Annotated in this window: 28 protein-coding genes; 6 read left to right on the top strand and 22 right to left on the bottom strand. The window is 63.7% G+C overall.

What is annotated here, in order from left to right; translation table 11 throughout:
• Positions 1 to 6: 6 nt before the first annotated feature.
• Complete coding sequence (locus tag AC1RT2_RS07850) at positions 7 to 408, top strand: acyl-CoA thioesterase (protein WP_493100873.1); 402 nt, start codon at positions 7 to 9, stop codon at positions 406 to 408.
• On the opposite strand, the gene AC1RT2_RS07845 is transcribed toward AC1RT2_RS07850, so the two are convergent.
• From AC1RT2_RS07845 to AC1RT2_RS07820, 6 genes are read right to left on the bottom strand one after another with little or no spacing between them, the layout of a single operon-like run.
• Positions 394 to 789, bottom strand: coding sequence for a GFA family protein (locus AC1RT2_RS07845; protein WP_493100871.1), 396 nt, complete (start codon positions 787 to 789; stop codon positions 394 to 396). The two genes, AC1RT2_RS07850 and AC1RT2_RS07845, sit on opposite strands and share 15 nt — an antisense overlap.
• The gene (locus AC1RT2_RS07840) at positions 786 to 1,979 is read right to left on the bottom strand and encodes a thiolase family protein (protein ID WP_493100869.1); all 1,194 of its coding nucleotides are present in this window, start codon (positions 1,977 to 1,979) and stop codon (positions 786 to 788) included. Before AC1RT2_RS07840 ends, AC1RT2_RS07845 begins: the two co-directional genes overlap by 4 nt.
• A complete protein-coding gene (locus AC1RT2_RS07835; protein ID WP_493100867.1) occupies positions 1,957 to 3,444 on the bottom strand; it encodes a class I adenylate-forming enzyme family protein in 1,488 nt (495 codons plus the stop codon). The genes AC1RT2_RS07840 and AC1RT2_RS07835 overlap by 23 nt, the downstream gene beginning before the upstream one ends.
• Before the next feature lie 10 nt (positions 3,445 to 3,454).
• Entirely contained in the window at positions 3,455 to 4,018 is a 564-nt protein-coding gene (locus tag AC1RT2_RS07830) for a biotin transporter BioY (RefSeq protein ID WP_493100865.1), read from the bottom strand.
• Positions 4,019 to 4,054: 36 nt separating this feature from the next.
• On the bottom strand, positions 4,055 to 4,660 hold the full coding sequence (locus AC1RT2_RS07825) for an energy-coupling factor transporter transmembrane component T family protein (RefSeq protein ID WP_493100863.1): 606 nt from the start codon (positions 4,658 to 4,660) through the stop codon (positions 4,055 to 4,057).
• On the bottom strand, positions 4,654 to 5,334 hold the full coding sequence (locus tag AC1RT2_RS07820) for an energy-coupling factor ABC transporter ATP-binding protein (protein ID WP_493100861.1): 681 nt from the start codon (positions 5,332 to 5,334) through the stop codon (positions 4,654 to 4,656). The genes AC1RT2_RS07825 and AC1RT2_RS07820 overlap by 7 nt, the downstream gene beginning before the upstream one ends.
• A gap of 193 nt (positions 5,335 to 5,527) precedes the next feature.
• Here AC1RT2_RS07820 and AC1RT2_RS07815 point away from each other — a divergent pair, with 193 nt between their 5' ends.
• The gene (locus AC1RT2_RS07815) at positions 5,528 to 6,727 is read left to right on the top strand and encodes a winged helix-turn-helix domain-containing protein (protein ID WP_493100859.1); all 1,200 of its coding nucleotides are present in this window, start codon (positions 5,528 to 5,530) and stop codon (positions 6,725 to 6,727) included.
• A 27-nt stretch (positions 6,728 to 6,754) separates the two neighbouring features.
• On the opposite strand, the gene AC1RT2_RS07810 is transcribed toward AC1RT2_RS07815, so the two are convergent.
• The 6 genes from AC1RT2_RS07810 to AC1RT2_RS07785 all read right to left on the bottom strand — a co-directional run bounded on the left by AC1RT2_RS07810 (position 6,755) and on the right by AC1RT2_RS07785 (position 15,000).
• Positions 6,755 to 7,321 carry a hypothetical protein gene (locus AC1RT2_RS07810; RefSeq protein WP_493100857.1) on the bottom strand — a complete coding sequence of 189 codons (567 nt, stop codon included), beginning with the start codon at positions 7,319 to 7,321 and terminating at the stop codon, positions 6,755 to 6,757.
• A 95-nt stretch (positions 7,322 to 7,416) separates the two neighbouring features.
• Positions 7,417 to 8,376 carry a hypothetical protein gene (locus AC1RT2_RS07805; RefSeq protein WP_493100855.1) on the bottom strand — a complete coding sequence of 320 codons (960 nt, stop codon included), beginning with the start codon at positions 8,374 to 8,376 and terminating at the stop codon, positions 7,417 to 7,419.
• Positions 8,377 to 8,472: 96 nt separating this feature from the next.
• The gene (ribB, locus tag AC1RT2_RS07800) at positions 8,473 to 9,573 is read right to left on the bottom strand and encodes a 3,4-dihydroxy-2-butanone-4-phosphate synthase (protein ID WP_493100853.1); all 1,101 of its coding nucleotides are present in this window, start codon (positions 9,571 to 9,573) and stop codon (positions 8,473 to 8,475) included.
• Positions 9,574 to 9,582: 9 nt separating this feature from the next.
• A complete protein-coding gene (gene aroC, locus AC1RT2_RS07795; RefSeq protein WP_444798873.1) occupies positions 9,583 to 10,680 on the bottom strand; it encodes a chorismate synthase in 1,098 nt (365 codons plus the stop codon).
• Between the two features lie 115 nt (positions 10,681 to 10,795).
• On the bottom strand, positions 10,796 to 11,275 hold the full coding sequence (locus AC1RT2_RS07790) for a hypothetical protein (RefSeq protein WP_493100850.1): 480 nt from the start codon (positions 11,273 to 11,275) through the stop codon (positions 10,796 to 10,798).
• A 170-nt stretch (positions 11,276 to 11,445) separates the two neighbouring features.
• On the bottom strand, positions 11,446 to 15,000 hold the full coding sequence (locus tag AC1RT2_RS07785; protein WP_493100848.1) for a bifunctional diguanylate cyclase/phosphodiesterase: 3,555 nt from the start codon (positions 14,998 to 15,000) through the stop codon (positions 11,446 to 11,448).
• A 270-nt stretch (positions 15,001 to 15,270) separates the two neighbouring features.
• Here AC1RT2_RS07785 and AC1RT2_RS07780 point away from each other — a divergent pair, with 270 nt between their 5' ends.
• Positions 15,271 to 15,531, top strand: coding sequence for a DUF1344 domain-containing protein (locus AC1RT2_RS07780; RefSeq protein WP_069061489.1), 261 nt, complete (start codon positions 15,271 to 15,273; stop codon positions 15,529 to 15,531).
• A 14-nt stretch (positions 15,532 to 15,545) separates the two neighbouring features.
• Here AC1RT2_RS07780 and AC1RT2_RS07775 read toward each other — a convergent pair whose 3' ends face one another.
• The 4 genes from AC1RT2_RS07775 to AC1RT2_RS07760 form a co-directional block, all read right to left on the bottom strand.
• On the bottom strand, positions 15,546 to 16,127 hold the full coding sequence (locus AC1RT2_RS07775; protein ID WP_069059570.1) for a histidine phosphatase family protein: 582 nt from the start codon (positions 16,125 to 16,127) through the stop codon (positions 15,546 to 15,548).
• A 22-nt stretch (positions 16,128 to 16,149) separates the two neighbouring features.
• Positions 16,150 to 16,968, bottom strand: a complete 819-nt coding sequence (fabI, locus tag AC1RT2_RS07770; RefSeq protein ID WP_069059569.1) for an enoyl-ACP reductase FabI — start codon at positions 16,966 to 16,968, stop codon at positions 16,150 to 16,152.
• A 132-nt stretch (positions 16,969 to 17,100) separates the two neighbouring features.
• On the bottom strand, positions 17,101 to 18,147 hold the full coding sequence (locus AC1RT2_RS07765) for a DnaJ C-terminal domain-containing protein (protein WP_069059568.1): 1,047 nt from the start codon (positions 18,145 to 18,147) through the stop codon (positions 17,101 to 17,103).
• A gap of 114 nt (positions 18,148 to 18,261) precedes the next feature.
• Positions 18,262 to 18,705 carry an RT0821/Lpp0805 family surface protein gene (locus tag AC1RT2_RS07760; RefSeq protein WP_493100845.1) on the bottom strand — a complete coding sequence of 148 codons (444 nt, stop codon included), beginning with the start codon at positions 18,703 to 18,705 and terminating at the stop codon, positions 18,262 to 18,264.
• Positions 18,706 to 18,749: 44 nt separating this feature from the next.
• Between AC1RT2_RS07760 and pdxH the strand changes: the two genes are divergently transcribed.
• Positions 18,750 to 19,370, top strand: a complete 621-nt coding sequence (gene pdxH / locus AC1RT2_RS07755) for a pyridoxamine 5'-phosphate oxidase (RefSeq protein WP_493100843.1) — start codon at positions 18,750 to 18,752, stop codon at positions 19,368 to 19,370.
• A gap of 3 nt (positions 19,371 to 19,373) precedes the next feature.
• Here pdxH and AC1RT2_RS07750 read toward each other — a convergent pair whose 3' ends face one another.
• Genes AC1RT2_RS07750 through AC1RT2_RS07735 form a run of 4 tightly spaced genes read right to left on the bottom strand, consistent with a single transcriptional unit; the run spans position 19,374 to position 21,157 of the window.
• A complete protein-coding gene (locus tag AC1RT2_RS07750) occupies positions 19,374 to 19,646 on the bottom strand; it encodes a type II toxin-antitoxin system RelE family toxin (protein WP_493100841.1) in 273 nt (90 codons plus the stop codon).
• The gene (gene relB / locus AC1RT2_RS07745) at positions 19,630 to 19,854 is read right to left on the bottom strand and encodes a type II toxin-antitoxin system RelB family antitoxin (RefSeq protein ID WP_493100839.1); all 225 of its coding nucleotides are present in this window, start codon (positions 19,852 to 19,854) and stop codon (positions 19,630 to 19,632) included. Before relB ends, AC1RT2_RS07750 begins: the two co-directional genes overlap by 17 nt.
• Before the next feature lie 55 nt (positions 19,855 to 19,909).
• Complete coding sequence (locus AC1RT2_RS07740; protein ID WP_493100837.1) at positions 19,910 to 20,965, bottom strand: polysaccharide deacetylase family protein; 1,056 nt, start codon at positions 20,963 to 20,965, stop codon at positions 19,910 to 19,912.
• A gap of 33 nt (positions 20,966 to 20,998) precedes the next feature.
• On the bottom strand, positions 20,999 to 21,157 hold the full coding sequence (locus AC1RT2_RS07735; protein WP_493100835.1) for a hypothetical protein: 159 nt from the start codon (positions 21,155 to 21,157) through the stop codon (positions 20,999 to 21,001).
• A 72-nt stretch (positions 21,158 to 21,229) separates the two neighbouring features.
• Between AC1RT2_RS07735 and AC1RT2_RS07730 the strand changes: the two genes are divergently transcribed.
• Positions 21,230 to 22,135 carry a LysR substrate-binding domain-containing protein gene (locus tag AC1RT2_RS07730; protein ID WP_493100833.1) on the top strand — a complete coding sequence of 302 codons (906 nt, stop codon included), beginning with the start codon at positions 21,230 to 21,232 and terminating at the stop codon, positions 22,133 to 22,135.
• On the opposite strand, the gene tldD is transcribed toward AC1RT2_RS07730, so the two are convergent.
• Both tldD and AC1RT2_RS07720 read right to left on the bottom strand, forming a co-directional pair.
• Positions 22,132 to 23,547, bottom strand: a complete 1,416-nt coding sequence (gene tldD, locus AC1RT2_RS07725; RefSeq protein WP_493100831.1) for a metalloprotease TldD — start codon at positions 23,545 to 23,547, stop codon at positions 22,132 to 22,134. The two genes, AC1RT2_RS07730 and tldD, sit on opposite strands and share 4 nt — an antisense overlap.
• Positions 23,548 to 23,625: 78 nt before the next feature.
• Positions 23,626 to 24,156, bottom strand: coding sequence for an invasion associated locus B family protein (locus tag AC1RT2_RS07720; protein ID WP_069059563.1), 531 nt, complete (start codon positions 24,154 to 24,156; stop codon positions 23,626 to 23,628).
• A 407-nt stretch (positions 24,157 to 24,563) separates the two neighbouring features.
• Between AC1RT2_RS07720 and coxB the strand changes: the two genes are divergently transcribed.
• Positions 24,564 to 25,448, top strand: a complete 885-nt coding sequence (gene coxB / locus AC1RT2_RS07715) for a cytochrome c oxidase subunit II (RefSeq protein ID WP_493100829.1) — start codon at positions 24,564 to 24,566, stop codon at positions 25,446 to 25,448.
• Positions 25,449 to 25,461 lie beyond the last annotated feature (13 nt).

Below are 25,461 nucleotides of genomic sequence, written 5' to 3'. Positions count from 1 at the left end.
GTCGACGTGGAACAGACGGCAGACATCACGGTGAGCGATATCAGGATACCCTTCCGCGATATAGACATGCACGGGCATATGCACAATGCCGCTTACTACGCCCATGCCGAAGCCGCCGTCGCCGGCCTCTGGCGGCATCGGCCGAATGGTGCGAACGATCCGGTCTATTTTGTCCGCAAATCCGGCTGCACCTTCCACCGTGGCCTCCGGCTCGACGATCTTGCCCGCCTGAAGGTCTCGGTCGCGCGCATCGGCGCGACCTCGTTGAGCTTCGCCGTCGCTATGTCCTGCGATGGCGCTCCGGTCGCCGATCTGGAGATTGTCTGGGTCGCCGTCGATCCGGCGACCCGCCAGCCCGTCAATGTGCCGCAGCCGGTGCGCGACTGGCTGAAATCATTCCTCGCCTGACGCCGTCTCGACCTGCAGCCAGCCCGGCCGGCAATCCTCGAACGAATGGTATTGCGGCGCCAGCGCCGGATCGGCCGGATCGTCGAAGCCGCCGATGAGCAGCGCCACTAGCGGCTCGTCGTCGATCGCGCCGATGGAGCTGCCGCAGGCCGGGCAGAAGGCGCGGCTGGAATAGTCGGAGGAGCGCCAGGTCGATGGTGTTCCGCCAGCACCCGTCCATTGCAGGCGCTCTGCGGGAAACTCCACCCAGGCGGCGGTCGGCGCGCCGGTATGCTGCTGGCAGAAGCGGCAGGAGCAGGTATGCGGCTTTTCCGCCGGCCCCGTCGCCTCGAAACGGACGGCGCCGCAAAGGCAGCCGCCGGAATAAATCTTGTCGCTCAAATCGTTCCTCCCATTTTTTGAAACAAGGTCGCAATACCCATGCCGCCGCCGATGCCCATCATGGCGAGTGCCCTGGTCCCGGCATCGGCCTCCCGCATCTGCGCGAAAAGCCGTGTGGCGAGGATCGCGCCGGACGCGCCATAGGGATGGCCGAGCGCCAGCGCCCCGCCGCCGCGGTTGACCGTTGCGGGATCGACCCCCAGCGCGTCGAGGCTTGCCAGCACCTGCGAGGCGAAGGCCTCGTTGAACTCGATGAACGGAATAGGCGCGACGTCGAGCCCTGGATTGCGCGCAACGAGTTTTTGCATCGCCGGCACCGGTCCAAGGCCGAGTAGGTTGGGGTCGACGCCTGTGACCGCACTGTCGATAATTTCCAGCAATACCGTCAGGCCTAGATTGCGCGCCTCGGCAAGCGAGGTGACCAGCACGACCGATGCGCCATCATTGACCGGGCAGGCATTGCCAGCCGTCACGGTGCCGTCCGGCCGGAAAACGGGTTTCAGCGCAGCCAGCTTTTCCAGCGAGGTGTTTTCACGCGGGCATTCGTCGCGGGAGACCATACCGGAGGGTGTTGCGATCGGCACGATCTCGCCGTCAAACTGGCCTGCCTTTGCGGCCGCGATGGCGCGGCGGTGGCTTTCCAGTGCGAAGGCATCTTGCCGCGCGCGGCTGATGCCGGCGTGCGCAGCGACATTCTCGGCGGCGATGCCCATGTCCGGATCGCCGACGGCATCCGGCGCCATGCGGGCGCGGCGCACCGGCTCCGGTTCACCGCCGGGCGTGGCGGGCGGGCGGAAGCGCAGATGCGCCCTGCTGCTGCTCTCCGTGCCGCCGGCAAGGTAGAAGCGGCCAGCGCCGGCCTGCACGAGCCGGGCCGCCAGCGCAATCGCCTCCAGCCCCGAGCCGCATTGCCGGTCTACCGTCATGCCCGGCACGCTGACCGGCAGACCTGCCTCCAGCGCGGCGAGGCGGGCGAGATTGCCCGCACTGTTGGCGGCATTGCCGAGAATGACATCATCCACGGCCTCGGGCGCAAGGCCCGTGTCCGTGAGGATCCGGCGGATGAGCGGCGCGGCAAGGCTCGCCGGCTCGAGGGCTGAAAGCGAACCGTTGACGCGGCCGATCGGCGTGCGAAACGCCGCGGCGATGACGGGAATGCGGCTGGGATCAGAAGAGCCGTTCGAGCGCATTGCTGCCCTCCACCACCCACTGCCGCACCGTCTTCGCCTCGACCTTGCCGGAGGGTGTCACCGGCATGGCGCGGCAAAGCCAGAGCCGCCGCGGCTGCTTGTAGCGTGGCAGCACTTCGGCCATCGCAGCGGTCAACATGTCCGGCGTCAGGCCCGCTCCGCCCGATTCGATGACGGCGACCAGCTCGCTGCCGAGATCGGCATGCTCGACACCGAAGACATGGGCGGCGCGAACATGCGGCAGGCCGAGGAGGGCTGCTTCCACTTCGGACGGATAGATATTGTTGCCGCCCGAAAGCACCATGCCGCCGGAGCGGCCGAGGAGATGCAGCCTGCCGTCCGCCTCGAGAAATCCAAGGTCGCCCACGGTGGCAAGGCTGCCGAAACGGGCAAGCCCCGCTCCGTCGCCAGCACCCAGATAGCCGGTGGCGACAAGCGGGCTTTCGACGAAGATGGTGCCGGTTTCGCCCGCGGGCAGCGCCTTGCCGGCGCCATCCAGAATGGAGAGCCGAACGCCGGGAAACGCCGTGCCGACGGCGGTGGAGGAGGCGGGATCGCCCGGCGCGGTGGCCGTGATGAAGCCGAGCTCCGAGGCTCCGTAATATTCGCGAAGCGCCGCCCCCGGAAATGTCTTGCCGCACAGCGCGTGGTCGGTAGCCGTCAGTTTGGCGCCGGCAATGGTGATCGTCGTCACCCCTTCCGCGCCGTCGCTCTCGCAAAGCCGGCGCAGCATCGTGGGCACGAGGACCAGGCGGCGCACGGCGTTGCCCCGGATGGTTTTTAGCGCCTCCGCGGCCTCGAAATGCCTGGCGGAATGGAAGGTACCGCCGGCAAGCAGCGTCTCCGTCATCGCGTAGAGCGCAAGGCCGTGGGCGAGGGGGCCGGGCGCATAGGTGCTCGTCGTTGCGTCGATCTCGAAGAAGGGCGCTCCGGTTGCGAGGCTGGTGCGCCAGGAGCGGCGATCGCGGATAATCGGCTTCGGGTCGGCCGTGGTGCCGGAAGTGAAGACGATCAGGAACGGATCGTCGTCATTGCCCTCCGGGAGCGGCGGCGCGACGAGGGAGGCTTCTTCGGCGATGGTTGCGCTGTTGCCAGCGTGTGGATTGCGGGCAAGAAGGGCAGGGCCGTCTGCGGTGACGATGAGATCGGGATCGAGCTTTTCGATCATCCGGCGGCGAACCGGTTCCGGCAGGTGCGGATCGATCAGGGCGGCGCAATTGTTGCCGGCCGTCGCTGCGGCGAAGGCGGCGGGAACGAGCGCGTGGTTTCCGATGACGATGGCGATGAGCCGGTTTTGCGGCCCGATCGTACTGCGGCCTTCAGGCGTCAGGTTGGAGAGCGCTGCGAAGAGACGCCGCGCCGTCGCAGTCAGTGCACGGTAGGAGAGAACCCGGTCCTCCAGATGGAAGGCCGGGTTCGTGGGATGGTTGGCGGCGTGCTGTTCGAGTGCGCCGGAAAGCGGCATGGGCTCAGGCTCAGGCGCGCTGCGGCAGGAGCGGATAACCTGCAAGCACGGCGCGGCCGGCCAGCATGGCGACAAACGCCTTGATGAGGTCGCCGGGAATGAAGACAAGCGATGCGAGGGCCGTTTGGAAAAATGCCTTGCCGCTCACATAGGCGAGCCACGGAATGCCGAAGAGGTAGACGACGGCGATGCCGCCGACGACGGACGCGCCCAGGAAGGCGAGAAACTGCGTAAGCTCACTCTGGTCTTCCCGAACGAAGCGCTCGGCGATCAGGCCGCAGACGAAGGCGCCGAAGACCCAGCCGACAAGGTAGCCGCCCGTCGGGCTTGCGAAAATGGCAAGGCCACCGCGGCCGCCGGAGAGGACCGGCAGGCCGATCGCCACGAGCAGCAGGACGAGCAGCACGGCGCCAGCACCGCGCTTGGCGCCGAGGATGCAGCCGGCCAGCATGACGCCGAGCGACTGCGCGGTGATCGGCACCGGTATGAAACCGAGCGTGATCGGCGGCAGCAGGCCCAGCACCACGATGATCGCGGCGAAGAGGGCGACGAGGACGATGTCTCTGGTGGTCATGTCGAGGTTCCCGGATGGACAAAATTGGGTTGGCATTTAGTGCCGCCGAAAACCGCGGGCGTCAATCGCCATGGCGATCGTATCCGCATCCTTCAGCGTCAGGATGATGAGCGGTGTCAGTGTGGAAAGCGGTCGCACCGGCAGGCCGCGCGCCCTGTGCGCGTCGGCGATATCCTGATAGCGCGCAAAAATCTCGGGAACGAAACGGATGACGAGGCCGACGGCAAGGCTGACATCCGCCGCCCGCACGAAACCGAATCGCTCCAGCGGCGTGATGAGCCGGGTGATCTCGTCCATGAAGGCGGAAATGCCCGTCGTCGCGGTGACGGCGGCGGCCAGCAGCACCAGCGTGGACAGGCGGCAAAACACGACGAGCGCCTCGTGCAGCGAATGAAAGAGATAGTTCGCCACTGCGACGATCAGCACCGTGAACAGCACGAACCGTGTGCGCCGCGCTGCTTCCCGGATGCCGATGCCGGTCGACAGATAGAGCCCTGCAGCCAGCGCGAGCGCGGGTACGAGAAGGCGCAGGTCCGAGGTAACGAACAGCACGATGGCCGCGACGAAAAGCACAATCAGCTTGCCGCGCACGGGCATGCGATGCAGCAGCGAGGTGCCCTCGATGTCGAGCCCGTTCAGCATGCGGCGATCTCCCGGTAGGCGCGGATTGCCGCGGCCGGGTCGCTGTCTGCGGCAAGCCGCCCTTCGTGGAAGACCAGCACCCGGTCGAAGCCTTCGAGTAGCGCAAGGTCGTGCGTGATCACGAGCACCTGCTCCGGCAGGCCTTCGATGGTGCGCGCGATGAGCGCGCGGTTCTTCAGGTCGAGCTGGTTGGTCGGCTCGTCGAGGATCAGAAGCTCCGGGCCGGTGACGAGCACGCTTGCAATGGCGCCAAGCTGCGTTTCTCCGCCGGAAAGCTCATGGACACGCCGGCGCGCCAGGTGCGAAATGCCGAAACGCGCAAGCACCGCCTCGGTCTTCTCCGCGATCTCGACCTTGCCGAAGCCGCGATTCTTCAGGCCGAAGGCGATGTCTTCGGAGAGGATCGGCAGGATCATCTGGTGCTGCGGGTTCTGGAAGATGAAGCCGGTTTTTCCGCGCGCGGCAACCTCGTCCGCCATCGTATCGAGCCCGCCCACCGTCACTGTGCCGGTCGTCGGTTTGACGAGGCCGTTGATCAGCCGCGCCATGGTCGTCTTGCCGGAACCGTTGAGGCCCACGACACCGATGCGCTGCTCGGCAAGCCGTAAATCCAGCGGCTGGAGCGCGGTGCGTCCGGCATAGCTCACCGTGGCGGCAGAGAAAACGATGTCCAAGAGCGGGGTCCCGGTTCGCAGATGGGTGGTGGACCTATAAGCAATTCCAAGGGAAGTGCGAAGCGCTTTTGTGTCGGTGCCTGCAATAATGTTGAACAATCGACGGAAAATGTTGAAGGAGCTTGTATCTGCCTGATGTCCGCCGACAGAAAATGATTGGAACAAAACAGGAATATGTGTCTATCATCCAGCCATGACGATTCTGCTTTCCAATGCCGAGGCCCGGCGCATCTTCCTCGCCCGCCAGGGCCTCAGCGGACCACCCGGTCGCCTGCTCGGCAAGGCAGGGCTGTTGCAGCTCATCCACGATATCGGCTTCGTGCAGGTGGACAGCATCGCCACCGTCGAGCGCGCACATCACCAGATCCTCTTCTCGCGCAACCAGACATACCGGCGCGAGCACCTGACGGAATTGCTGGAGACGGATGGCGAGCTCTTCGAGCACTGGACGCACGATGCCTCCATCATCCCGAGTGAATTCTACCGCTATTGGAAACATCGTTTCCGCCGCAAGGAAGCGTCGATCCTGGAACGGTGGCGCAGGTGGCAGGGCGAGGGTTTTGACGCAACATTCGAGGAAACCTATGAGCGCATCGCCTCCGGTGGGCCTGTCCTATCGCGCGATCTGAAGACGGACGAGCACAAGTCCGGCGGCTGGTGGAACTGGCATCCGAACAAGACGGCGCTCGAATTTCTCTGGCACACCGGCAGGTTGGCGATCGCCCGGCGCGAAAATTTCCAAAAGGTTTATGACCTTACCGAGCGCGTCGTGCCGGCGCATCACCATGAGCCGGATGTCGAACACGACGCCTTCGTCGACTGGGCCTGCCGCAGCGCGCTGACAAGACTGGGCTTTGCCACCCATGGCGAGCTTGCCGCCTTTTGGGCGCTGATCTCGCCGGAGGAGGCGAAAGCCTGGGTGGAAACGCACCGCGACGAATTGTGCCCCGTCGCCATCGAAACGGCGGATGGCGACAAGCCGCGTGCCTCCCATGCCTTCGCCGACTTTCCGCAAAACCTCGGCGATATCCCCGAGCCGCCCGCTCGGCTGCGCGTGCTCTCGCCCTTCGATCCGCTGATCCGTGACCGCAATCGCACGGAACGGCTGTTCGGCTACTTCTATCGCATCGAAGTCTTCGTGCCGGAGCCGAAGCGGCAATACGGCTACTACGTCTTCCCGCTGCTCGAAGGCGACCGCCTCGTCGGCCGCATCGACATGAAGGCCGACCGCAAGGCCGGCACGCTCGACGTCAAGCGGCTGTGGTGGGAGCCGAAGGTCCGCGCCTCGGCGGGGCGGCTGGAGAAGCTGGAGGCCGAGCTGGCCCGTCTGGCGAAGTTCTCGGGCGTGGAGGAGGTGCGGTATCTCGATGGGTGGCGAGGTGAGGTCGGTTAGCCATTTTGCGGGTTCGGCCGTTTGATCTCACGTGTTCTTCTTTTTGAGAAGATTGAGAAGCGGGGGAGGGATATCCCGATTTTCCTCACGAAGCGCTCTCGCAAACTGTTCCATCGGGCCGGGCGCGATGCGTGCCAACACGGAATAGTTCTTCTGACGCGCCAGATTTAGCGTGATGGTGTATCCGCTGCCCTTTACCACAAGCGAGTGCGCATCGCGTCCATGTCGTCTTCCGGAACGCTTGTAGGTGAGTTTGGCCAGATCGAGCGGTATTCTTTTCGTGTATGTCGTGGTTGTGCGACAACCACTCTCGACAAGCGCCGAACCATCCGTGGAAAATCGTGAGACACTTGGCACCATCGCAGCTCCGAGCGCCATGATGAAAAGCAAGATTGGCCCAAAGACGATCGCGGCCCGGCCTTTAATCCAGCCGTAGTTAGGCGACGGTTTTCCTCGCGTCCAGTTTTTAACGTGATGCGAAAAAATGATGAGCATTCCGAGAAAAACAAAACCGGCGATCTGAAAAATAGGGATGATCACCATCCGGGAGCCGCAAGACAAATCGCTCCAGAGGCTCTCTTCTAGTACAGTCAATGAATGCTCCCCAGGCGAATGCGAGGGGAACATAGGCAAAAATCATACAACTTCCGGTAACGGATTCCGTAAAATTGTCTGTGTGCCGCTCGGCTCTACGCCGAGACCGGCCGTCCGCCGAAGGCACCCCTGGCGCTTTCCGTCAGCGCCCGGAATTTCTCCGATGCGCCGGCGAGCTTTGCGTCCCATTCCGGGTCCGGCACCTGGCCGCGGATCGTGTCGAAATAGACGGCCATCAGCGCGGTGATCGCGAAGGGCTCCAGCACGGCTGCCTTGAAGGCCCAGGCGAAGACGATCGCGATGATGAAGCTGTAGCCGGCGATCTCGCCGGGGAAGACGTAGAGGATGGCAGCCGCCGGCGCGAGGGCCAGCAGGAACACGCCGATCGAGAGGACCCACAGGAAGATGGAGAGCCAGACGGCGTTCTTCACCATCTTCAGCCCGTTCTGCGCATAGAGCACGAGGCCGCGGCGCGAACTTTCCCAGGCATTGTCGCTTTTGGTGCGGATGTTGTAGCCGAGGATGATTTCGTCGACATAGGTCAGCGACAGGCGGATGACCGTATTGGCAAAGCGCGCGATGCCGTCGAGGCCCGGGATTGGCAGGAAGGCGGCAACACCGCCGATGAGCCCGGTGATGGCGGCGATGACGCCCTTGATGAGCTGGTCGAGCGCAAAAAGCATGTTCGCCTCGCCGAAGCGGGCGGCGACGATCTCGCGGCCGTAGGCAACCTGCCCCTTGCCGTCCGGCAGGGCCTCGCCGTCGATCAGCTTGACGATGACGGCGATATGCGCGGTCTTGACCATGTAGAGCAGCCATTCCCGCGCCCAGTAGACGGCCGTGCCGACCAGCCCCATGCCGAAGAACCCGCCCCAGACCGCAAAGGATTCCGGGCTATCGCTGACAGAGCCCACGCCATAGCCGATACCGGCACCCACCCCCGTTGCCAGGATGAAGGCAAGCGTGATCGAGAAGTAGATCACCATCCGGGTCACGACGAAGGGCATGGTCTTCAGCAGAATGCCGATGGTCTTGCCGATGCTGAAATCCCACATGCCTTTATCGCCCCCAAATGAAATCCCGCGATCCCCGATCGTCGCGTGAAGTGCAAACGTTTTGGGGACGCGGGATATTCGGGCGCTATGAGGCGATCAGCAGAGGTCCGTCGCGCTGATCTGGATGCCGAACCCTTCGAGGCCGACATAGTGGCGCTCGCGGGAGGCCAGCAGGCGGATCGAGGTGATGCCGAGATCCTTGAGGATCTGCGCGCCCAGACCGATTTCCAGCCATTCGCTTTCGCGCGCCTGCGCTTCGTCGTGGCCTTCGCCCTCATGCTTGCTTCTGCGGGCGGTCTGCGAGGCGCCGACGCCGACCGAGCCCTCGCGCAGGTAGACGATGACGCCCCGGCCTTCGCCGGCAATGCGCTTCATGATGCCATCGATCTGGCGGTCCGCGCCGAAAACGTCGCCGCCGACATTTTCGAGATGCAGGCGCACCGGAATGTCGACACCGTCGCGGATGTCGCCGAAGACGACGGCGAGGTGGTGCATCGGGTCCCAGGGCAGGGTGTAGGTCATCGCCTTGGCCCGGCCGTAGGGCGTGTCGATGGTGAAGCTGTCGACCTGTTCGATCAGCGTTTCCTTGCGCTGGCGATAGGCGATGAGGTCGGCGACGGAGACTTGCTTCAGGCCATGCGTCTCGGCAAAGCTCGCCACCTGTGGACCGCGCATCACCGTGCCGTCATCGTTGACGAGTTCGCTGATCACGCCGATCGGCGGCAGGCTCGCAAGCTTGCAAAGATCGACGGCGGCTTCCGTATGGCCCGAACGCATCAGCACGCCGCCCTCGCGGGCGACGAGCGGGAAGATGTGGCCGGGGCGCACGAAATCCGTCGGTCCGACATTCGGATTGGCGAGGTTGCGCACCGTCAACGTGCGGTCGTCGGCGGAAATGCCGGTGGTCGTGCCATGCTTGAAATCGACGGAAACGGTGAAGGCGGTGGTGTGCGCCGAGTCGTTTTCCGCCACCATGGCGTTGAGGTTGAGGCGCTTGGCCTCCTCGCGCGGCATCGGCGTGCAGACGATGCCGGAGGTGTGGCGCACGATGAAGGCCATCTTTTCCGGCGTGCAATGCACGGCCGCGACGATCAGGTCGCCCTCGTTCTCGCGGCCGTCGTCATCCATGACGACGACGATTTCGCCGGCCTCGAAGGCGCGGATGGCATCGACGACACGCTTCTGGTCGTAGCTCATGGCAGGCTCCTATTTAAGACGGCCGGTTTGGCCCCGGTCGCGCAAGTAGTGATCGGCAACGGCGCAGGCAACCATGGCCTCGCCGATCGGCACGGCACGGATGCCGACGCAGGGATCGTGCCGACCCTTGGTGCGCAGGTCGACATTGTTGCCGTCGGCGTCGATCGAGCGGCGCTCGGTGAGAATGGAGGAGGTCGGCTTGATGGCAAAGCGGGCGATCACCGGCTGGCCGGTGGAGATACCGCCCAGGATGCCGCCGGCATGGTTGGACAGGAAGATCGGGTTGCCGTCATTGCCCATGCGCATCTCGTCGGCGTTTTCTTCGCCGCTCAGTTCGGCGGAGGCAAACCCGTCGCCGATCTCGACGCCCTTCACGGCGTTGATCGACATCAGGAGCGAGGCGATGTCCTGGTCGAGCTTGCCGTAGATCGGCGCGCCGATGCCGGCCGGCACGCCTTCGGCGACGACTTCCACGACGGCGCCGATGGACGAGCCGGCCTTGCGGACGCTGTCGAGATACGCTTCCCAGACGGGAACGATGGCGGGGTCGGGCGCGAAGAACGGGTTGTTGTTGACCTCGTTCCAGTCCCAGTTGTTGCGGTCGATCTTGTGCTTGCCGATCTGCACCAGTGCTGCGCGGACAGTGAGGCCCGGCACCACCTTGCGGGCAAGCCCGCCGGCAGCGACGCGCGCCGCCGTCTCGCGCGCCGAGGAGCGGCCGCCGCCGCGATAGTCGCGGATGCCGTATTTGGTGTCATAGGTGTAGTCGGCGTGGCCGGGGCGATACTGCCGTGCGATCTCGCCATAATCCTTGGAGCGCTGGTCGGTGTTCTCGATCATCATGGAGACCGGCGTACCGGTGGTGATCATCGTCTCGCCGTCCTCGTCCATCATCACGCCGGAGAGTACCTTGACGAGGTCGTCCTCACGGCGCTGCGTCACGAAACGCGACTGGCCGGGTTTGCGCTTGTCGAGCCAGGCTTGGATTTCGGCGAGCGTGAAACGGATGCCGGGCGGGCAGCCGTCCACCACGCAGCCAAGCGCGATGCCATGGCTTTCGCCCCAGGTGGTGACGCGGAAAAGATGACCGAAAGTGTTGTGCGACATGAGCGGAACCGGACCCGATAGAAGTGGTCCCTCTCTTAGTGGAAAAGAGAGGGGTGGGACAAGGGTTTCGCATGCGGCGTTGGCGTTTGTCCCAGCGGGCGTACCTCAAGCTCCGCTACGCCCTCAAAAGGTTGGGCGAATAGGTGCCGTCGTCCTTGTCTGCGTCGCGGCGCTCCTGAAGCCAGATGATGAACTGCGTCATCGACGTCGTCGTCTGGTCGCCATTCTTTCCGAAGAATGCGAATTCTTCTGTGCGGCCGCTGTGTCTCACATGAGCAAAAAGCTCGATTTGTTGTTCGACCTGGTCGTCGCTCAGGGCGGTGATATCGGCCTTGCCGATCGCTTCGCGTATCTTTGCGTCCGTGAAATCTTTGGATCTGTCGGGCGGGAGTAAATACTGCCCTGATTTTCGCATCTCTGACGTTTTAATTGCGCGGGCTACACTCTCTCGAGCCTCCGGTGGAAGTTCATCGAGAGTGCGGACAGCCGATGCTGGTGGAGTTCTCCAGTTCGAGAAATCTGAAATCTTTGGGCCAGATCTGTGCCGATCAAGCTCCGCCATAATGTTCGGGCCTATGGTGCTCGCATTCAACATATGGAGTTCCCGTAGATTGTGGGTTCGTGATGTCGATTCCAGCATAGCGCGAAATCCTTACATATGGTTACCAAAGGATTTAGGCGGCAGGATCAGCATGGCGGCATAAACGAAGCTCTCGAAGGGACCCTGCCCGACGAGAGGGGAAGCCGTCGATTGAAGGAAGAGACCTAAGACGCCAGTTTCCAGCGCATCTCGGTGCCGAAGGCCAGGAACGCATCGCGCGATAGCGGCTTGGCGAAGGCGTAGCCCTGCAAGAGGTCGCAGCCGAGCAGGCCGAGCATCTCGGCGTGTTCCATGGTCTCGACGCCTTCGGCCACGATCTCGATATTGAGCGAGCGGCCGATCTCGATGATCGAGCGCACCAGCGCCTGTTCGTCGCGCGAGGACAGGATGGGCGCGACGAGTTGGCGGTCGATCTTCAGGCGCTTCGGTTTCAGCTTCAAGAGGCTGACGATCGAAGTATGGCCGGTGCCGAAATCGTCGATCTCGATGTCGATACCGAGCGCCTTGATGCGCTCGAGATTGGAGAGAACGATATCGTCGCTCTCGTCGAGGAAGATCGATTCGACCAGTTCGAAGGCGATCTGGCCCGGCTGGATGGAAAGGCCGGTGAGACTGTCGATCAGGCTTTCGTCACGTAGGCGTTTGGCGGAGACGTTGACCGAGATCTTCGGCATGATCAGGCCCCGCGCCGCCCAGCGGGCACAATCGAGCAGCGCCTTTTCCAGCACGATGCGGTCGAGCGTCGCCATGACGTTGAGGTCTTCGGCGATCTTCAGGAAGCGATCGGGTGTGAGCAGGCCGTCGCGCGGATGGTTCCAGCGGATGAGTGCCTCGGCACCCGCGAGCTTCAGCGTGCCGGCATCGATCTGCGGCTGGTAGTAGGGAACGAATTCGTTGTTCTCGATGCCGGACAGAATGTCGTCGGCGATGCGCTTGTTCGAGATGATTTCTGCTTGCAGCGCCTGCGTGAAGAATTCGTGCCGGTTGCGCCCCATCGCCTTGGCGCGGTAGAGCGCGATGTCTGCATTCACCAGCAGCTTGGCGGTGTCGACCGCCCGGCCTTCGGCGAGCGCAATGCCGATGCTGACGCCGAAGCGGCAGAGATGGCCTTCATACTCGACGGGCTGCTGCATCAGCGTGATGATGCGGCGCGACAATCCGCTGAGATAGGCCTCGTCCGTGGTATCGGCCACCACCACGACAAATTCGTCGCCGCCGATGCGGGCAACAAGGTCACCCTCGCGCACCGAGGCGCGCAGCACCTGCGAGGCATGCACGAGCAGCGCATCGCCGGCTGCATGGCCGAGCGTGTCGTTGATCTGCTTGAAGCGGTCGAGGTCGATATGGAGGATGCCGACGCGCACGTCCGTGGTCATGCTGAGTGCGGCGATGGCGGTCAGTTCGTCGTCGAGCTTGCGACGGTTGCCAAGGCTGGTCAGCGGGTCGTGCAGGGCGTTGTGCTCGATGCGGACCTTCGCCTGTTCGAGTTCCAGGTTCTTGGCGTCTGTCTGCGTCTTGGCGGCCTTGAGATGTTCGCGCAGCACGACGTCCTCGGTGACGTCGAAGGCGAGGCCGATAAGCCTGCGGGTGGCGCCATGACCATAGTGGATCTTGCCGACGGAACGCACATGGCGGATTTCCCCGCCGGGCAGAACGACACGCGCCTCGTGCACATAGGGCAGGTCCTGCGCGATGCAGCGTTCGACGTTCTCGATGATCGCCGCCCGGTCATCCGGGTGCATGGCACCAAGCCAGGCTTCCTGCGTAACGATGCCATCGGTGAAGGTCAGCCCATAGAGCTGATGCATGCGGGGGTCCCAGAAGGTCCGGCCGCGGTTCAGGTCGGCTTCCCACAGGCCGCACTGGTAGGAATCGAGCGCGAGGTCGAGGCGGCGGGTCGTCTGCTCCAGCTCGGTATTCTGCAGCTCGGAGCGCTCCTTGGCCTCCTTGAGGCGGGCGGTCATCTGCACGTCGCTGGTGACGTCGAAGGCGAGGCCGACGAGCTTGCGGCGGCCGTCCTGCCCGACATGGAGCTTGCCGACCGACTGCACATGGCGGATCGTCCCATCGGGGTGAACCACCCGTGAGGTGCGCATGTAGGGCACGTTTTCGCGGATGGTCTGGTCGGCCTTGCCTTCCGCCTCCTCCCGGTCGTCGGGATGGATGGCGTTGATCCAGGTGTCGTGCGTGATGCGGCTTCCCGTGTTGGTGACGCCGTAGAGCTGGTGCATGCGCTCGTCCCACAGGGTAAGCCCATCCTCCAGATCGGCCTCCCAGAGGCCGCATTCATAGGAATCGAGCGCCAGGTCGAGGCGCTGCGTCAGCTTGGCAAGCTCGGCGTTCTGGATGTCGGCCTGTTCCTTGGCCGTCTTCAGGGCCTGGTTGAGCAGCACGTCCTCGGTGACGTCCCAGCTGATTCCGGTCAGCTTGTCTTCGCCGTTCGGGCCGGCGAGGCGCGAGCCGACGTTGCGGATATAGTGCCAGCTACCGTCCGGCATGAGGATGCGGTATTGCGACTTGTATTCGCTGCCGCCGGCGCAGATCAGGTCCATCTGGGCCTTGGCGGTGGCGACGTCGTCCGGGTGGAGAACCGAGCGCCATTCGTGATCGTTCGGCGTCGCTTCTTCCGAGAAGCCATGCAGGCGGTGCATCTGGGCGTCCCAGTTGCGCGCGCCGGTTGCAAGCTCGATTTCCCAGATGCCGATCTTGGACGCGTCAAGCGCAATGTCGAGACGTTGCGAGAGCGACTTCACCTGCCGTTCGCGTGCCCTGAGCCGGGCAATGTTGCGCTGGCGCTCGCTGACAAGGCCGCCGGTCAGGAAGATCGGTACGATGATGATGAGGGCGGCGGCGATGATGATGAGCCGGATCTGCGTCAGGTTTTCCGGCGGATGATGCCAGCCCTTCGCCGGAATGGCGGCCAGTTCCCAGCGGCCGCCTGGAAAATCCAGCACCTGGACGATGGGTGTGCTTTCAAAAATCTCGGCATCGCCGAAGAAGGGGTCGACGATGTTGTCCGGCACGCTGACATCGCGGATGGCCAGTTGGATATCGGCGGAGTGCGCTGAAAAGCCCGGCGGGTTGTGCCGGTCGGGATCGATGAGGCCGGCATCGGTGAAGAGCTTGCGCTCGTCTATCACCCCGTCGATGTAACCCCAGAAGTAAGGTCGGGCGTCGACATTGGTGAAGACCGGCATGAAGAGGTTGAAGCCGCGCCCGCCCTTGGCGAATTCCACCGGCCCGAACATCAGCGGGCGCCCGCGCGAGCGATCGGTCTGGGCGGCCATGCGGAAGGAGTTGAAGCGGCTGAAATTGGTGCCGAGATAATGCTGGTTGCCATCGAGCGGGAAGGCCTGCGTGACCTTGCCGCCCGGTGCGACGCCGACACGGCGGAAATGGGTGTTCTGCAGCATCAGCTTGCGGGCGAAGACGTTGAACTGCAGCGTCGCCTGCTCCGGGGCCACGGCGAACATGTTGGCGACGCTCCGCAGCGCCGCCACATTGCTGTTCACCTCGCTCTGCAGACGGGCGCCGACGAGTGCGAGGTCGCCCGCGACATGGTTCTGCAGCTCGTTGCGGTAAATGTTCGCGTTCTGCCGCTCGTAGATGATGCCAGCCGTCAGGATGACGCAGCCGGCAATCGCCGCCGGAACGAGCGACGGCCGCGCCCATTCTGCAATGGACGCCAGATGGCGGCGAAGGGCGGCAGGCAGGTGCAAAAGACAGTTCCCGTTTGTTGCAAAACGGTACGGCTTGTTTCCTTAAAATTGCATTTATAAGCAGCTGAAATACTTGCATTTCCGCTCGACAAGGCGCGGCTGCGCCGCATTTGTCCGACAATCCGGGGGATGAGCGCTTCGCCCGCCTTGATTCACGGGGCCTTTCCGGCCATCCATTTCACACGACCGCGGGGGCGGGCAAATTTCGCCATATTTGGGGGGCATCTGATGGCCAGCAAAAAGACCGATTCATTTCCAGGGATTCGCACGATGCGCCTTCTGATCGCCGCGCTGATGGCTATGGCTGTTTTCCTCTCGCCACTGACTGCATCGGCAGAAAGCGCCGACGTCGAGGCCACCATCACGAACGTCGATACGACGAACCTCAGCCTGTCGCTGGACGACGGCAAGAAGTACCAGGCGCCGGAAGAGTTCAATTTCGAAGGGCTGACGCCGGGCGTGAAGGTGCTGGTGTTCTACACCGAAGTGGATGGCAAGCGCGTCATCAACGACCTCGAAATCATCCAGTAGGATTTAATCGCTCGTCAGAGCCAGTGCATGCCGGTCGCGTCGATGCGCAGCAGCCGGTCCTGATGGATCGGCGTGTTGGCTGCCTCTTCCTCACCCATGCCATGCAGGCGGAAGGCCGCGCGGAACACGCCGCCATGGCTGACGCAAACGGTCGGCTGGCGCACGTCGGCAAGCCATGAGGCAATGCGCCAGGAGAGGATCTCGTAACTCTCGGCATCGTCGCCCGGCGGTATGAAGTTCCACTTCGCGTGGCGGCGCTCCTCGACGCGCTCCGGCGCCTGCGCTGCAAGTTCGGGCAGGGTATGGCCTTCCCAGTCGCCGAAGGAGACTTCGACGAGGCGCGGATCGGTGCGGTAGGCGAGGGGATCGAGGCCCATGGCACGGCGCAGGATCTCCATCGTCTCGCGCGTGCGCCCAAGCGGGCTTGCCACGAAATCGAAATCGGAAACCGTCTTGCCGAGAATGCCCTTGAGGGCCGTGCCGTTACCGGCCGCCTGCTTGCGGCCGGTGTCGTTCAGCGGGATGTCCTTCTGCCCTTGCAGCCTGCCCTCTGCATTCCACGCGGTCTGGCCGTGTCGGATCATGTAGATAAGCAAGGCAGAAGGTCCCGCGGTCCGTTTAATCCTTGGCGACGGAAATGTCCGGCGCGTCCACGGCCTTCATGCCGACGACATGGTAGCCGCTGTCGGCATGGTGCGTTTCGCCGGTCACCGAGCGCGACAGGTCGGACAGCATGTAGAGGCCGACATCGCCCACTTCCTCGATGGTGACGGTACGGCGCAGCGGCGCGTTGTACTCGTTCCACTTGAGGATATAGCGGAAGTCGCCGATGCCGGCGGCCGCGAGCGTCTTGATCGGGCCGGCCGAAATGGCATTGACGCGGATGTTCTTCGGGCCGAGGTCGACGGCGAGGTATTTCACGCTCGCCTCGAGTGCAGCCTTGGCAACGCCCATGACGTTGTAGTTCGGCATGACCTTTTCCGCGCCGTAATAGGTCAGCGTCAGCATCGAGCCGCCGTCGGTCATCAGCTTTTCCGCACGGCGGGCGACCGACGTGAAGGAATAGACCGAGATCTGCATCGTCTTGGCGAAGTTGCCCGGCGTCGTGTCGACGTAGCGGCCGGTCAGCTCGTCCTTGTCGGAAAAGCCGATGGCGTGCACGATGAAGTCGATCTTGCCCCACATCTTCTCGACATTGTCGAAGACCGCATCGATCGACGCTTCGTCGGAAACATCGCAATCACCCGCCAGCACGGCGCCGATTTCGGCAGCCAGCGGCTCGACGCGCTTCTTCAGCGCATCGCCCTGATAGGTGAAGGCGATCTCGGCGCCCTGTGCGTGGATAGCCTTGGCGATGCCCCAGGCGATGGAACGGTTGTTGGCGACGCCCATGATGACGCCGCGCTTGCCCTTCATCAGACCAGATGCCTGAACCATGGTTTGCCCCCTGAACTTAAAGTCGAAACTGCCTATGGCATAGGCGGCACGGTGGTTCAAGCGCGGGAGGCTTCAGGAACTGTTAGCACACGTAACAATGGGTGCATGTTTTACCGAAGCGTCACAAAAGGCTTAAAGATAAAGGCCTTCGCGCAGCGAACGCATGAGATCGATCATCTTGGCGTCCGGCTTTTCCCACAGCAGAAGGCGGATTTCGGCGATGAGATCGCCGCGCTCGCCGTTTTCCTTGACGAGGCCTTCGCCCGCAATGGTGATCTTCTGGTCGGAACCCGACCAGGCCGGCACCGTCACGGGAAGCGACCCGAGAGGGCCCTCGATCGTCGTCTCGCAGCCGAGCACGGCGTTTTCGATGGTGATCGGCAGGTCCACCTTCAGGTCGAAGCCATCGACGCGGAAGCGGCCCGGCGCCACGCGCACGGTGATGATCGCATCGCCACGTCTCAGGTTTTCCAGGCGATAGCCCGCTTCCCGGAGGCGGATCACCTGGCCGTCGGTCGAGCCGGCGCCGATCGGCACGCGCAATGTCTGCCCGTCCGGTGTTTCGAGCGTCTGGCGCACCCGGTTCAGGATATCCTCGACCGTGACGGTGACGTCGGCGACGAGATCCGGGGCCTTCTCCACCTTGGCGCGGCTGCCGCGAATGCGGCGGATGATGGCGGAGATGATCGCTGCCGCGGGCGCGGCGGCGCGCGCCGGCGCCGTCTCGTCCAGCGGGGTGTCGCCTGCGGCCTTGCGCGCGTCCTGTGCGGTGGCGGCGGTCGGCTGCTGAGCCTGCGGCTGCGGGCGGGCCTCCGGTTTGGCTTCCGCCGGCTGGCCGCGGGAATCGACGCCGAAGATGCGGGCGATCATGTCTTCCGCGCCTTCGTCCGCCATGCGCGGCGGGGCTTCGGCCTGGGCCTTGCGCTCGGCCTGCTGGCGACGCATCTGCTCCATGCGGCGAAGCTCGGCCTCGCGCTGTTGGCGGTCGTAGCGGCTGCGCTTGTCCGGGTCGCGCAACAGGTCGTAGGCCCGGCCGGCCTCGGTGAAGCGCACGGTTGCGTTGGGGTCGTCGTGATTCTGGTCGGGATGCACCGCTTTTGCGACCGAGCGCCAGGCGGCCTTGATTTCATCTTGTCCGGCGCTTCGCTTCACGCCGAGCACTGAATAGGGGTCACGCATAACTTCCACCCGTTGACGTTTTGCCGATCACGATAGCGAGCAACGTCCTAATCACTGGTTACGGGTCAGGGTTGAGAAATCGCAAAGATTTCGCGCAAGCCCCGGGAGGTGCCCTCAGCCCTGCAGGTCGAAGGCGAGCAGCATCCATTCGCCGGAACTGCCAAGGCAGGTGCGGCCGGTATAATTGGCGATGCCCTGGTAGGAATGCCTGGTCGTCACGAAGTCGCGGCAGGTGCGTCCCGTCGTGTCGCGGTTTTCGGCGATGGTGCTGATCACGCCGGCGCTGCCCGAAGCGGAGTTAGCCCAGGGAATGGCGCTGCCGGCGGTGCGCGCAAGATCGGCGGAGGAGACGGCGTTGCGCACGGTGATCTCGTCGGTCAACCGCTCCGCGCTGTTCGGCACGGCACTGGTGCGCACGGTATCAACCTTGTCGTCAAACAGGTCGAGGCCACTCATGCAGCCGGATACGAGCGCACCGGACATCATCACGATAACGATCGCAAGGCAGCGCGCCCAGTATGGCTTTGTCTCCGGTCGCGACTTTGCTATGACGTCCACTCCATCCTGCTTCATGCAGCCAATAGATCGGCATTGAATCGAATATGAGCGAAAACGCGTTAACAAGCGGTGACTTCACCGAGGAAAACGAACCTTATTCCCTGTTCGGCACCTGGCTGGAAGAGGCCGGAAAGACCGAGCCGAACGATGCGAGCGCGCTGTCGCTGGCAACCGTCGACGAAACCGGATTGCCCAACGTCCGCATGGTCCTGCTCAAGGGATTCGACGAGCGCGGCTTCGTTTTCTACACGAATTTCGAAAGCCGAAAGGGCGAGGAACTGCTCTCCGCCCGCAAGGCCGCCATGTGCTTCCACTGGAAATCGCTGCGCCGCCAGGTGCGCATTCGCGGCGATGTGGAGATCGTCACCGACGCCGAGGCCGATGAATATTACGCCTCGCGCCCGCGCGGCAGCCGCATCGGCGCCTGGGCGTCGAAACAGTCCCGCCCGCTCGAAAGTCGTTTCGCTCTGGAAAAGGCTGTCGCCGAATACACCGCACGCTACGCGATCGGCAACATCCCCCGCCCGCCATACTGGTCCGGCTTCCGGATAAAGCCTGTCTCGATCGAGTTCTGGCACGACCGCGCCTTCCGCCTGCACGACCGCGTGGAATTCCGCCGTACCGAAGACGGCAAGGGCTGGACGAAGGTCCGGATGTATCCGTAACGATTAGCGTCGGTAGACGGACTTTCGGTCACCGATGCGGACGATGAAGATCGTGACGACCGAGTCCTCGATCCGTGCGATCACGCGATAGTCTCCGACGCGGTACTTCCAAAATTCTCCTAGTTCGGAGCCCTTCAAGGCTTCGCCAATGGCGCGCGGATTGTCGAGAGAAGCGACGCGGTCGTGCAGGAAGCGGAGAATGCGCTGGGTAGCGACGGCGCCAAGTCTGGCAAATTCCTTGTCCGCACCTGGGTGGAATTCAATTTTCCACGCCATGCGCCTTCATCATGTCCGCGAGAGAAACGGTGGCTGCCTGCCCGCTGCGCAGTTCTTCGAGGCGCTGCTCGGCGAGAGCGAGGTCTTCCAGATCGTCCAGGTGTTCGATGATGGCGTCCAAGGCATGCTCGCTTTTGCTGCGTCCGGTTTTCCGGGCGAGCTCCTCAAGGCGCTTTTCGATCTCGGCGGGCAGGCGAAGGGCAAGCATTGAACGGGTCTCCATGGTCCCTGATATATACCACAGTGGAGCCAGCGGCCAAAGCCTAGCGCCGCAGCAGCCGGAACGGGATGCCGGAGGCCAGTGCGCCGACATATTTCGGTTTCTGGTAGAGCCCGTTCAGCGAGATGCGGGGGAGCGTCGTCGGCGCGTCGAAGGAGCGGGGCGAGAGCGTGCCGGGTTCCGTCGTCACCGCGAGGCGGAAGCCAAGCTCCTTGGCGATGCGGTGTTCGCGCGACGAGACGGCGGCGCGGTCGCCATAGGGATAGGCGAAGGTTTCCGGGCGCTGGCCGATGATCGCGGCGATGCGGTCGGCCGATTCATCCATCTCGCGGCGGGCTTCCTGGTCGCTGAGGCGCGCCAGCGACCGGTGGCTGACCGTATGGGCGCCGATCGAGGCGAGGGGGTTGAGCACGAGGCTTTTCAGCTCCGGTTCGCGCATGACGAGCCGTTCGGTGATCATCATCGGATCGATGCCGTGCGCCTTTGCGGCCGTATCGAGCCTTTCGATCGCGGTCGCCTCATCTGTTTCCACCTGAACGAAGCGGGTCATCCGGCTGAAGGCCGCCTGCTTCTGGAAGGGGGTAGCAAGCGGCATGGTGACCGCGCCGGTGCCGAAATCGAACTCCAGATGCGGCGCCACGCGCAACAACTCCGTCAGCGTCTCCCACCAGATGCCATGGGTCTTGCAGCAGAAGCCCGGCGCCACGAACACCGTGAACGGTACCTTATGGCGGGTAAAGACCGGCTGGGCGTGCATGGCGTTGTTGCGATAGCCGTCGTCAAGCGTGAAGGCCGCAAAACGTTCGCCGGGCCGCGCAATGGCAAGACGCGCCGGCATGTCGGCAAGCGCCACGAACTGGTAGCCTTCCTCGCGCAGGTGCTCGATCGCCGCCTCGAGGAATTCGGGGGTTATTTCCAGATGCGCATTGGGATCGAAGACGTGCGGCACCTTCGGGCGCACATGATGCAGCGTGAAGATCGCGCCCATGCCGCGCGCCGTGGACATCAGCCCGGCGCGGCCCGCAAAGTGCGCAAACTCCAGCCCGCCGGTGATGACGGCGCGCTTGAGCCCCTGGCGCATGACATTGCTGATTGGCATGTTTCTTCGGTCTTTCCTGTCGTTTCCTGGCCGTTATCGCATCCGGTCGGTATCCGATGGGTTAACAACGGCTTTCCTGTGGCGCGGCAGTGCCGCCCGCCCGGACTGGAAGGTGAGGATGCGAACCACCTCCATCATGATGGTTGTGACAGCGTCGAACATTGTCTCGTTCTCCATGCGTTTGAACTGCATGGATTGTCCGCCCGCTTGCCTCTTTCGCTCAAACGAGTTTATCGTCGATCTCGAATGACTTGAGGTTATGCGATGAAACGCGGACGGCTGCCCCTGACGGCGCTGAGAAGTTTCGAGGCGGCGGGCCGGCTTGGAAGTTTTACGCTTGCCGCCGACGAACTGCTGGTGTCGCAGGCCGCGGTCAGTCGGCAGGTGAAGGAGCTGGAGGCCGAACTCGGCAAGCAGCTGTTCGAGCGGCGCCACCGCAACGTCCGCCTGACACCGTCCGGCCGCGCACTTCTCGACGTGCTGTCCCGCGCCTTCGATGCCATGGATGCCAGCCTGTCGGAAATTCGCGGTCGCCGGGGTGGCGGGCTGTTGGAAATCAGTGCCGAACCCTCCTTCGCCGCCTGCTGGCTCGTGCCGCATCTCGACGATTTCCATGCCGACCATCCCGAGATCGACGTCGTGGTCGATTCCGACGCGCGGCTTATCGAGTTCCGCACGCAGGATGCCGAGATCGCCATTCGTCACGGAGCGGATGCAAAGGCCTGGCCGCGGGCCGTAGCCGACCATCTGGCGGATGTGGAAATGGTGCCGGTGATGATGCCGTGCCTGCTGGCGGATGGCCCACCCCTGAACGAACCCGCCGACCTTCTGGCCTACACCCTACTGCACGAGGAGAACCGCAGCGCCTGGCAACACTGGTTTGCCACCGCAGGTCTGCCGGACGCGGCCCGTGGGCGCGCCCAGATTTTCACGGAGGGCAATCTGGTGCTGCAGGCGGCGCTACGTGGCCACGGCGTTGCCTTGGTCGACCGGTCCTTCGCCGCCGAGGATCTGGCCGAAGGCCGCCTGGTGCAGCCCTTCGACATCTCGATTCCCTTTGGCGCCTATTGGCTGGTCGCCCGCGACTTCAAGCGCCTGTCACCGGAGGCGCGCGCCTTCCGGGAATGGCTGTTGAAGAGTTTTGGCGTAGGAGGCGGGGAGGGCGTTTAAGCCTTCGTCCCACCCACCGTGATCTGGTCCATCCGAAGATGCGGCTGGCCGACGCCGACCGGCACCCATTGGCCGGCCTTGCCGCAGTTGCCGATGCCGGTGTCGAGCTTGGTGTCGTTGCCGACCATCGAGACGCGGCGCATGGCGTCCGGGCCGTTGCCGATCAGCATGGCGCCCTTGACCGGTGCCGTCACCTTGCCGTTTTCGATCAGGTAGGCTTCGGTGCAGCCGAAGACGAACTTGCCCGACGTGATGTCCACCTGGCCGCCGCCGAACGAGACGGCGTAGATGCCGTTCTTCACCGAGGCGATGATCTCATCCGGCGTCTTGTCGCCAGACAGCATGTAGGTGTTGGTCATGCGCGGCATGGGGCGATAGGCATAACCTTGCCGACGGCCGTTACCGGTCGCCTTCATGCCCATCAGGCGGGCATTCTGCCGGTCCTGCATATAGCCGACCAGTTTTCCGTCCTCGATCAGCACATTGTAGGCCGACGGGGTGCCTTCGTCATCGACCGTGATCGAGCCGCGGCGGTTGTCGATCGTGCCGTCATCGACGACGGTGACGCCCTTGGAGGCGACCTGTTCGCCAAGCAGGCCGGCGAAGGCCGAGGTCTTCTTGCGGTTGAAGTCGCCCTCCAGGCCATGGCCGACGGCCTCGTGCAGCATGACGCCCGGCCAGCCGGAGGCGAGTACGACATCCATCGTGCCGGCCGGCGCCTCTACGGCTTCGAGATTGACCAGCGCCTGGCGCAGCGCATCGTCGGCACCCGCCCGCCAGCTTTCCTGGGTCAGGAAGGCGTCGAAGGTGGTGCGTCCGCCGATGCCGTAGCTGCCGGTCTCCTGCCGGTCGCCTTCTCCGGCGACGACGGAAATGTTGATGCGGGTCATCGGGCGCACGTCGGTGACGCGGTGTCCGTCGGCGCGCAGGATGTTGACGACCTGCCAGCTCGCGGCGATCGATGCCGTCACCTGCCGCACCTTCGGATCCTTGTCGCGCAGATAGGCGTCGATCTCGGTGAGCAGCGCCACCTTCTGCTCGAAGGTCGGCGCGCCGATCGGGTTGTCCGGGGTGTAAAGCTGGCGGTTGGTGCCCTGCGGCGCGTCCGTATAGTCGCCGGAATAACCACGCGTGACGGCGCCGGCCGCATCGGAGGCCCGCTTCAGCGCAGCGAGCGTCATCTCGCCGGAATGTGCATAGCCGACCGCTTCGCCGGCAACGGCGCGCAGGCCAAAACCCTGGTCGGTGTTGAAGCTGCCCCCCTTGAGGCGGCCATTGTCGAAGGAGAGCGACTCGGCCTGTGCGTGCTCGAGGAAGAGCTCGCCGTCGTCCGCGTTTTTCAGCGTCTCCCGGAGCATCGCCTGCACGGACGCCTCGTCGGCATCGAAGAGGGAGAGGAGGTCGGTGTTCATGAGAGGCTCCGCAAGCATTTATGTACGGGCTTCATGTAAGTCCCCCGGCGGCGGGCGGCAAGCCCGCCGGGTGATTGCTTACGGCAGCGCGTCGTAGCCCTCGCCGAAACCCTTGAGGTCGACGGGGATGCCGATGCCTTCTTCCGGCGACTGGAAGACGATGAAGGTGGCGGTGGCGCCCGAGCGGAAGGTCTTCAGGAGTTCGTCCTCGAGAACCACTTCCGCGTAGCAGCCATCGGCGAAGCAGCGGACGAAGTAAGCGCGCCCGATATCCTTGCCGTCGACATTGAGGCCAAGCCCGTTCGGCAGCAACACGCCAAGGGGAGCCAGCACGCGAAGGATCTTCGCCTTGCGGTCGGCGGTCTTCAGGACGACGACGGAGAGGCCGAGTTCCGGGCGGTCTTCAGCCAGCACGTTCTGCATCAGCGCGCACTGTTCGCCGGAGGCGCCGGCGGGCTGATCGCAGACGATCGACCAGGCGCCATGGTTCGATTTCACCGTGCCGGGCTGCTGGGCCACTGAGGCGGACGGAAGCGCCGCGGTGCCGAGCCCAAGCGCGGCGAGGCCAAATGCCGCCCGGGACAGCCGGGAAAGGGAAGAAAAACCCATGAAAACCTCGAAAATCTCGAATCAGTCGCGGTATATTTGAAGGGGCGGCGGTGAAATGAAAAGCCCCAAGCGCTCCTTTCCGATTGATTGAAGGCGGAAATTGGACGTGGCGCGGACACTTTATAATATAGCGCGGCCCCGCTGTGCCTGCCGTATGCTGCCGTGGCACGAATCGGCGAGGGAAGGGGCTCCGGGCGGGATCGCCGCGGTCAAACCTTTCATGCTATAGGGAAATGTGAAGAAACTGTGGGGTTCCGCCCTAGGCTTTTGCTTTTGCGCAAAAATGCCGCATGGGGGGTCGTCCATGGCGGTTGCGGCGAGCATGAAACTGTGGTTTTAAGCACTCAGTATAGCAGGGATTCTGCGCGCCTGTTTGATCCCAATCAAACGCCTTGGGGAGATACGTTGTGAAAAACAAAGCTTTTGCAGTTCTGGCCGCTCTAGGCTGTCTGCTCTTTGCTTCGACCGCTTTCGCTGATCAGCCGTTCGAGTGGCAGAAGGGCCTCCAGCCCCCCGCAACCTCGATCATGGAAGAGATTCGCTGGTTCGAGCAGTACACACTCTGGTTTATCGTACCGGTCACCCTGCTGGTCCTCATCCTGCTCATCATCGTCGTCGTGAAGTTCCGCGAAAGCGCAAACCCGGTCCCGTCCAAGACCAGCCACAACACGATGATCGAAATCGTCTGGACGCTCGGCCCGGTCGTTGCCCTGCTGTTTCTGGCGGTTCCCTCCTTCCAGCTCCTCAACAAGCAGCTTGCGCCCACCGAAGAGCCGGAATTGACCATCAAGGCAACCGGCTTCCAGTGGTACTGGGGTTATGAATACCAGGTCGGCGAAAGCCCGCTTTCCTTCGACAGCCTGCTCCTGCAGGACGGCGACCGCGCCAGCGCCGGCAAGGAAGACAAGTCGGTCTATCCCCGTCTTCTCGCCGTCGACAACGAACTCGTCGTTCCGGTCGGCAAGCATGTCCGTCTCCTCGTCACCGCCGCCGACGTGATCCACGCCTACGCCATGCCGTCCTTCGGCATCAAGATCGATGCCGTTCCGGGCCGTCTCAACGAGACCTGGTTCAAGGCCGATCGCGAAGGCCTGTTCTACGGCCAGTGTTCCGAGCTCTGCGGCAAGGACCACGCGTTCATGCCGATCGCCATCCGCGTCGTCTCGCAGGAGAAGTACGATACCTGGCTTGCTGCCGCCGCGACGAATGTCGGCGAGGCAAACAAGGCCCTGATGGCGTCTGTCGACGGTGCGGACAAGTCCGTCAACGTCGCCCAGAACGCCGCGCAGTAATTCCAAGGGAGTC

It is taken from the genome of Shinella sp. GW821-FHT11G07 (assembly GCF_058808115.1).
This window is presented reverse-complemented; position numbering and strand designations above follow the sequence as displayed.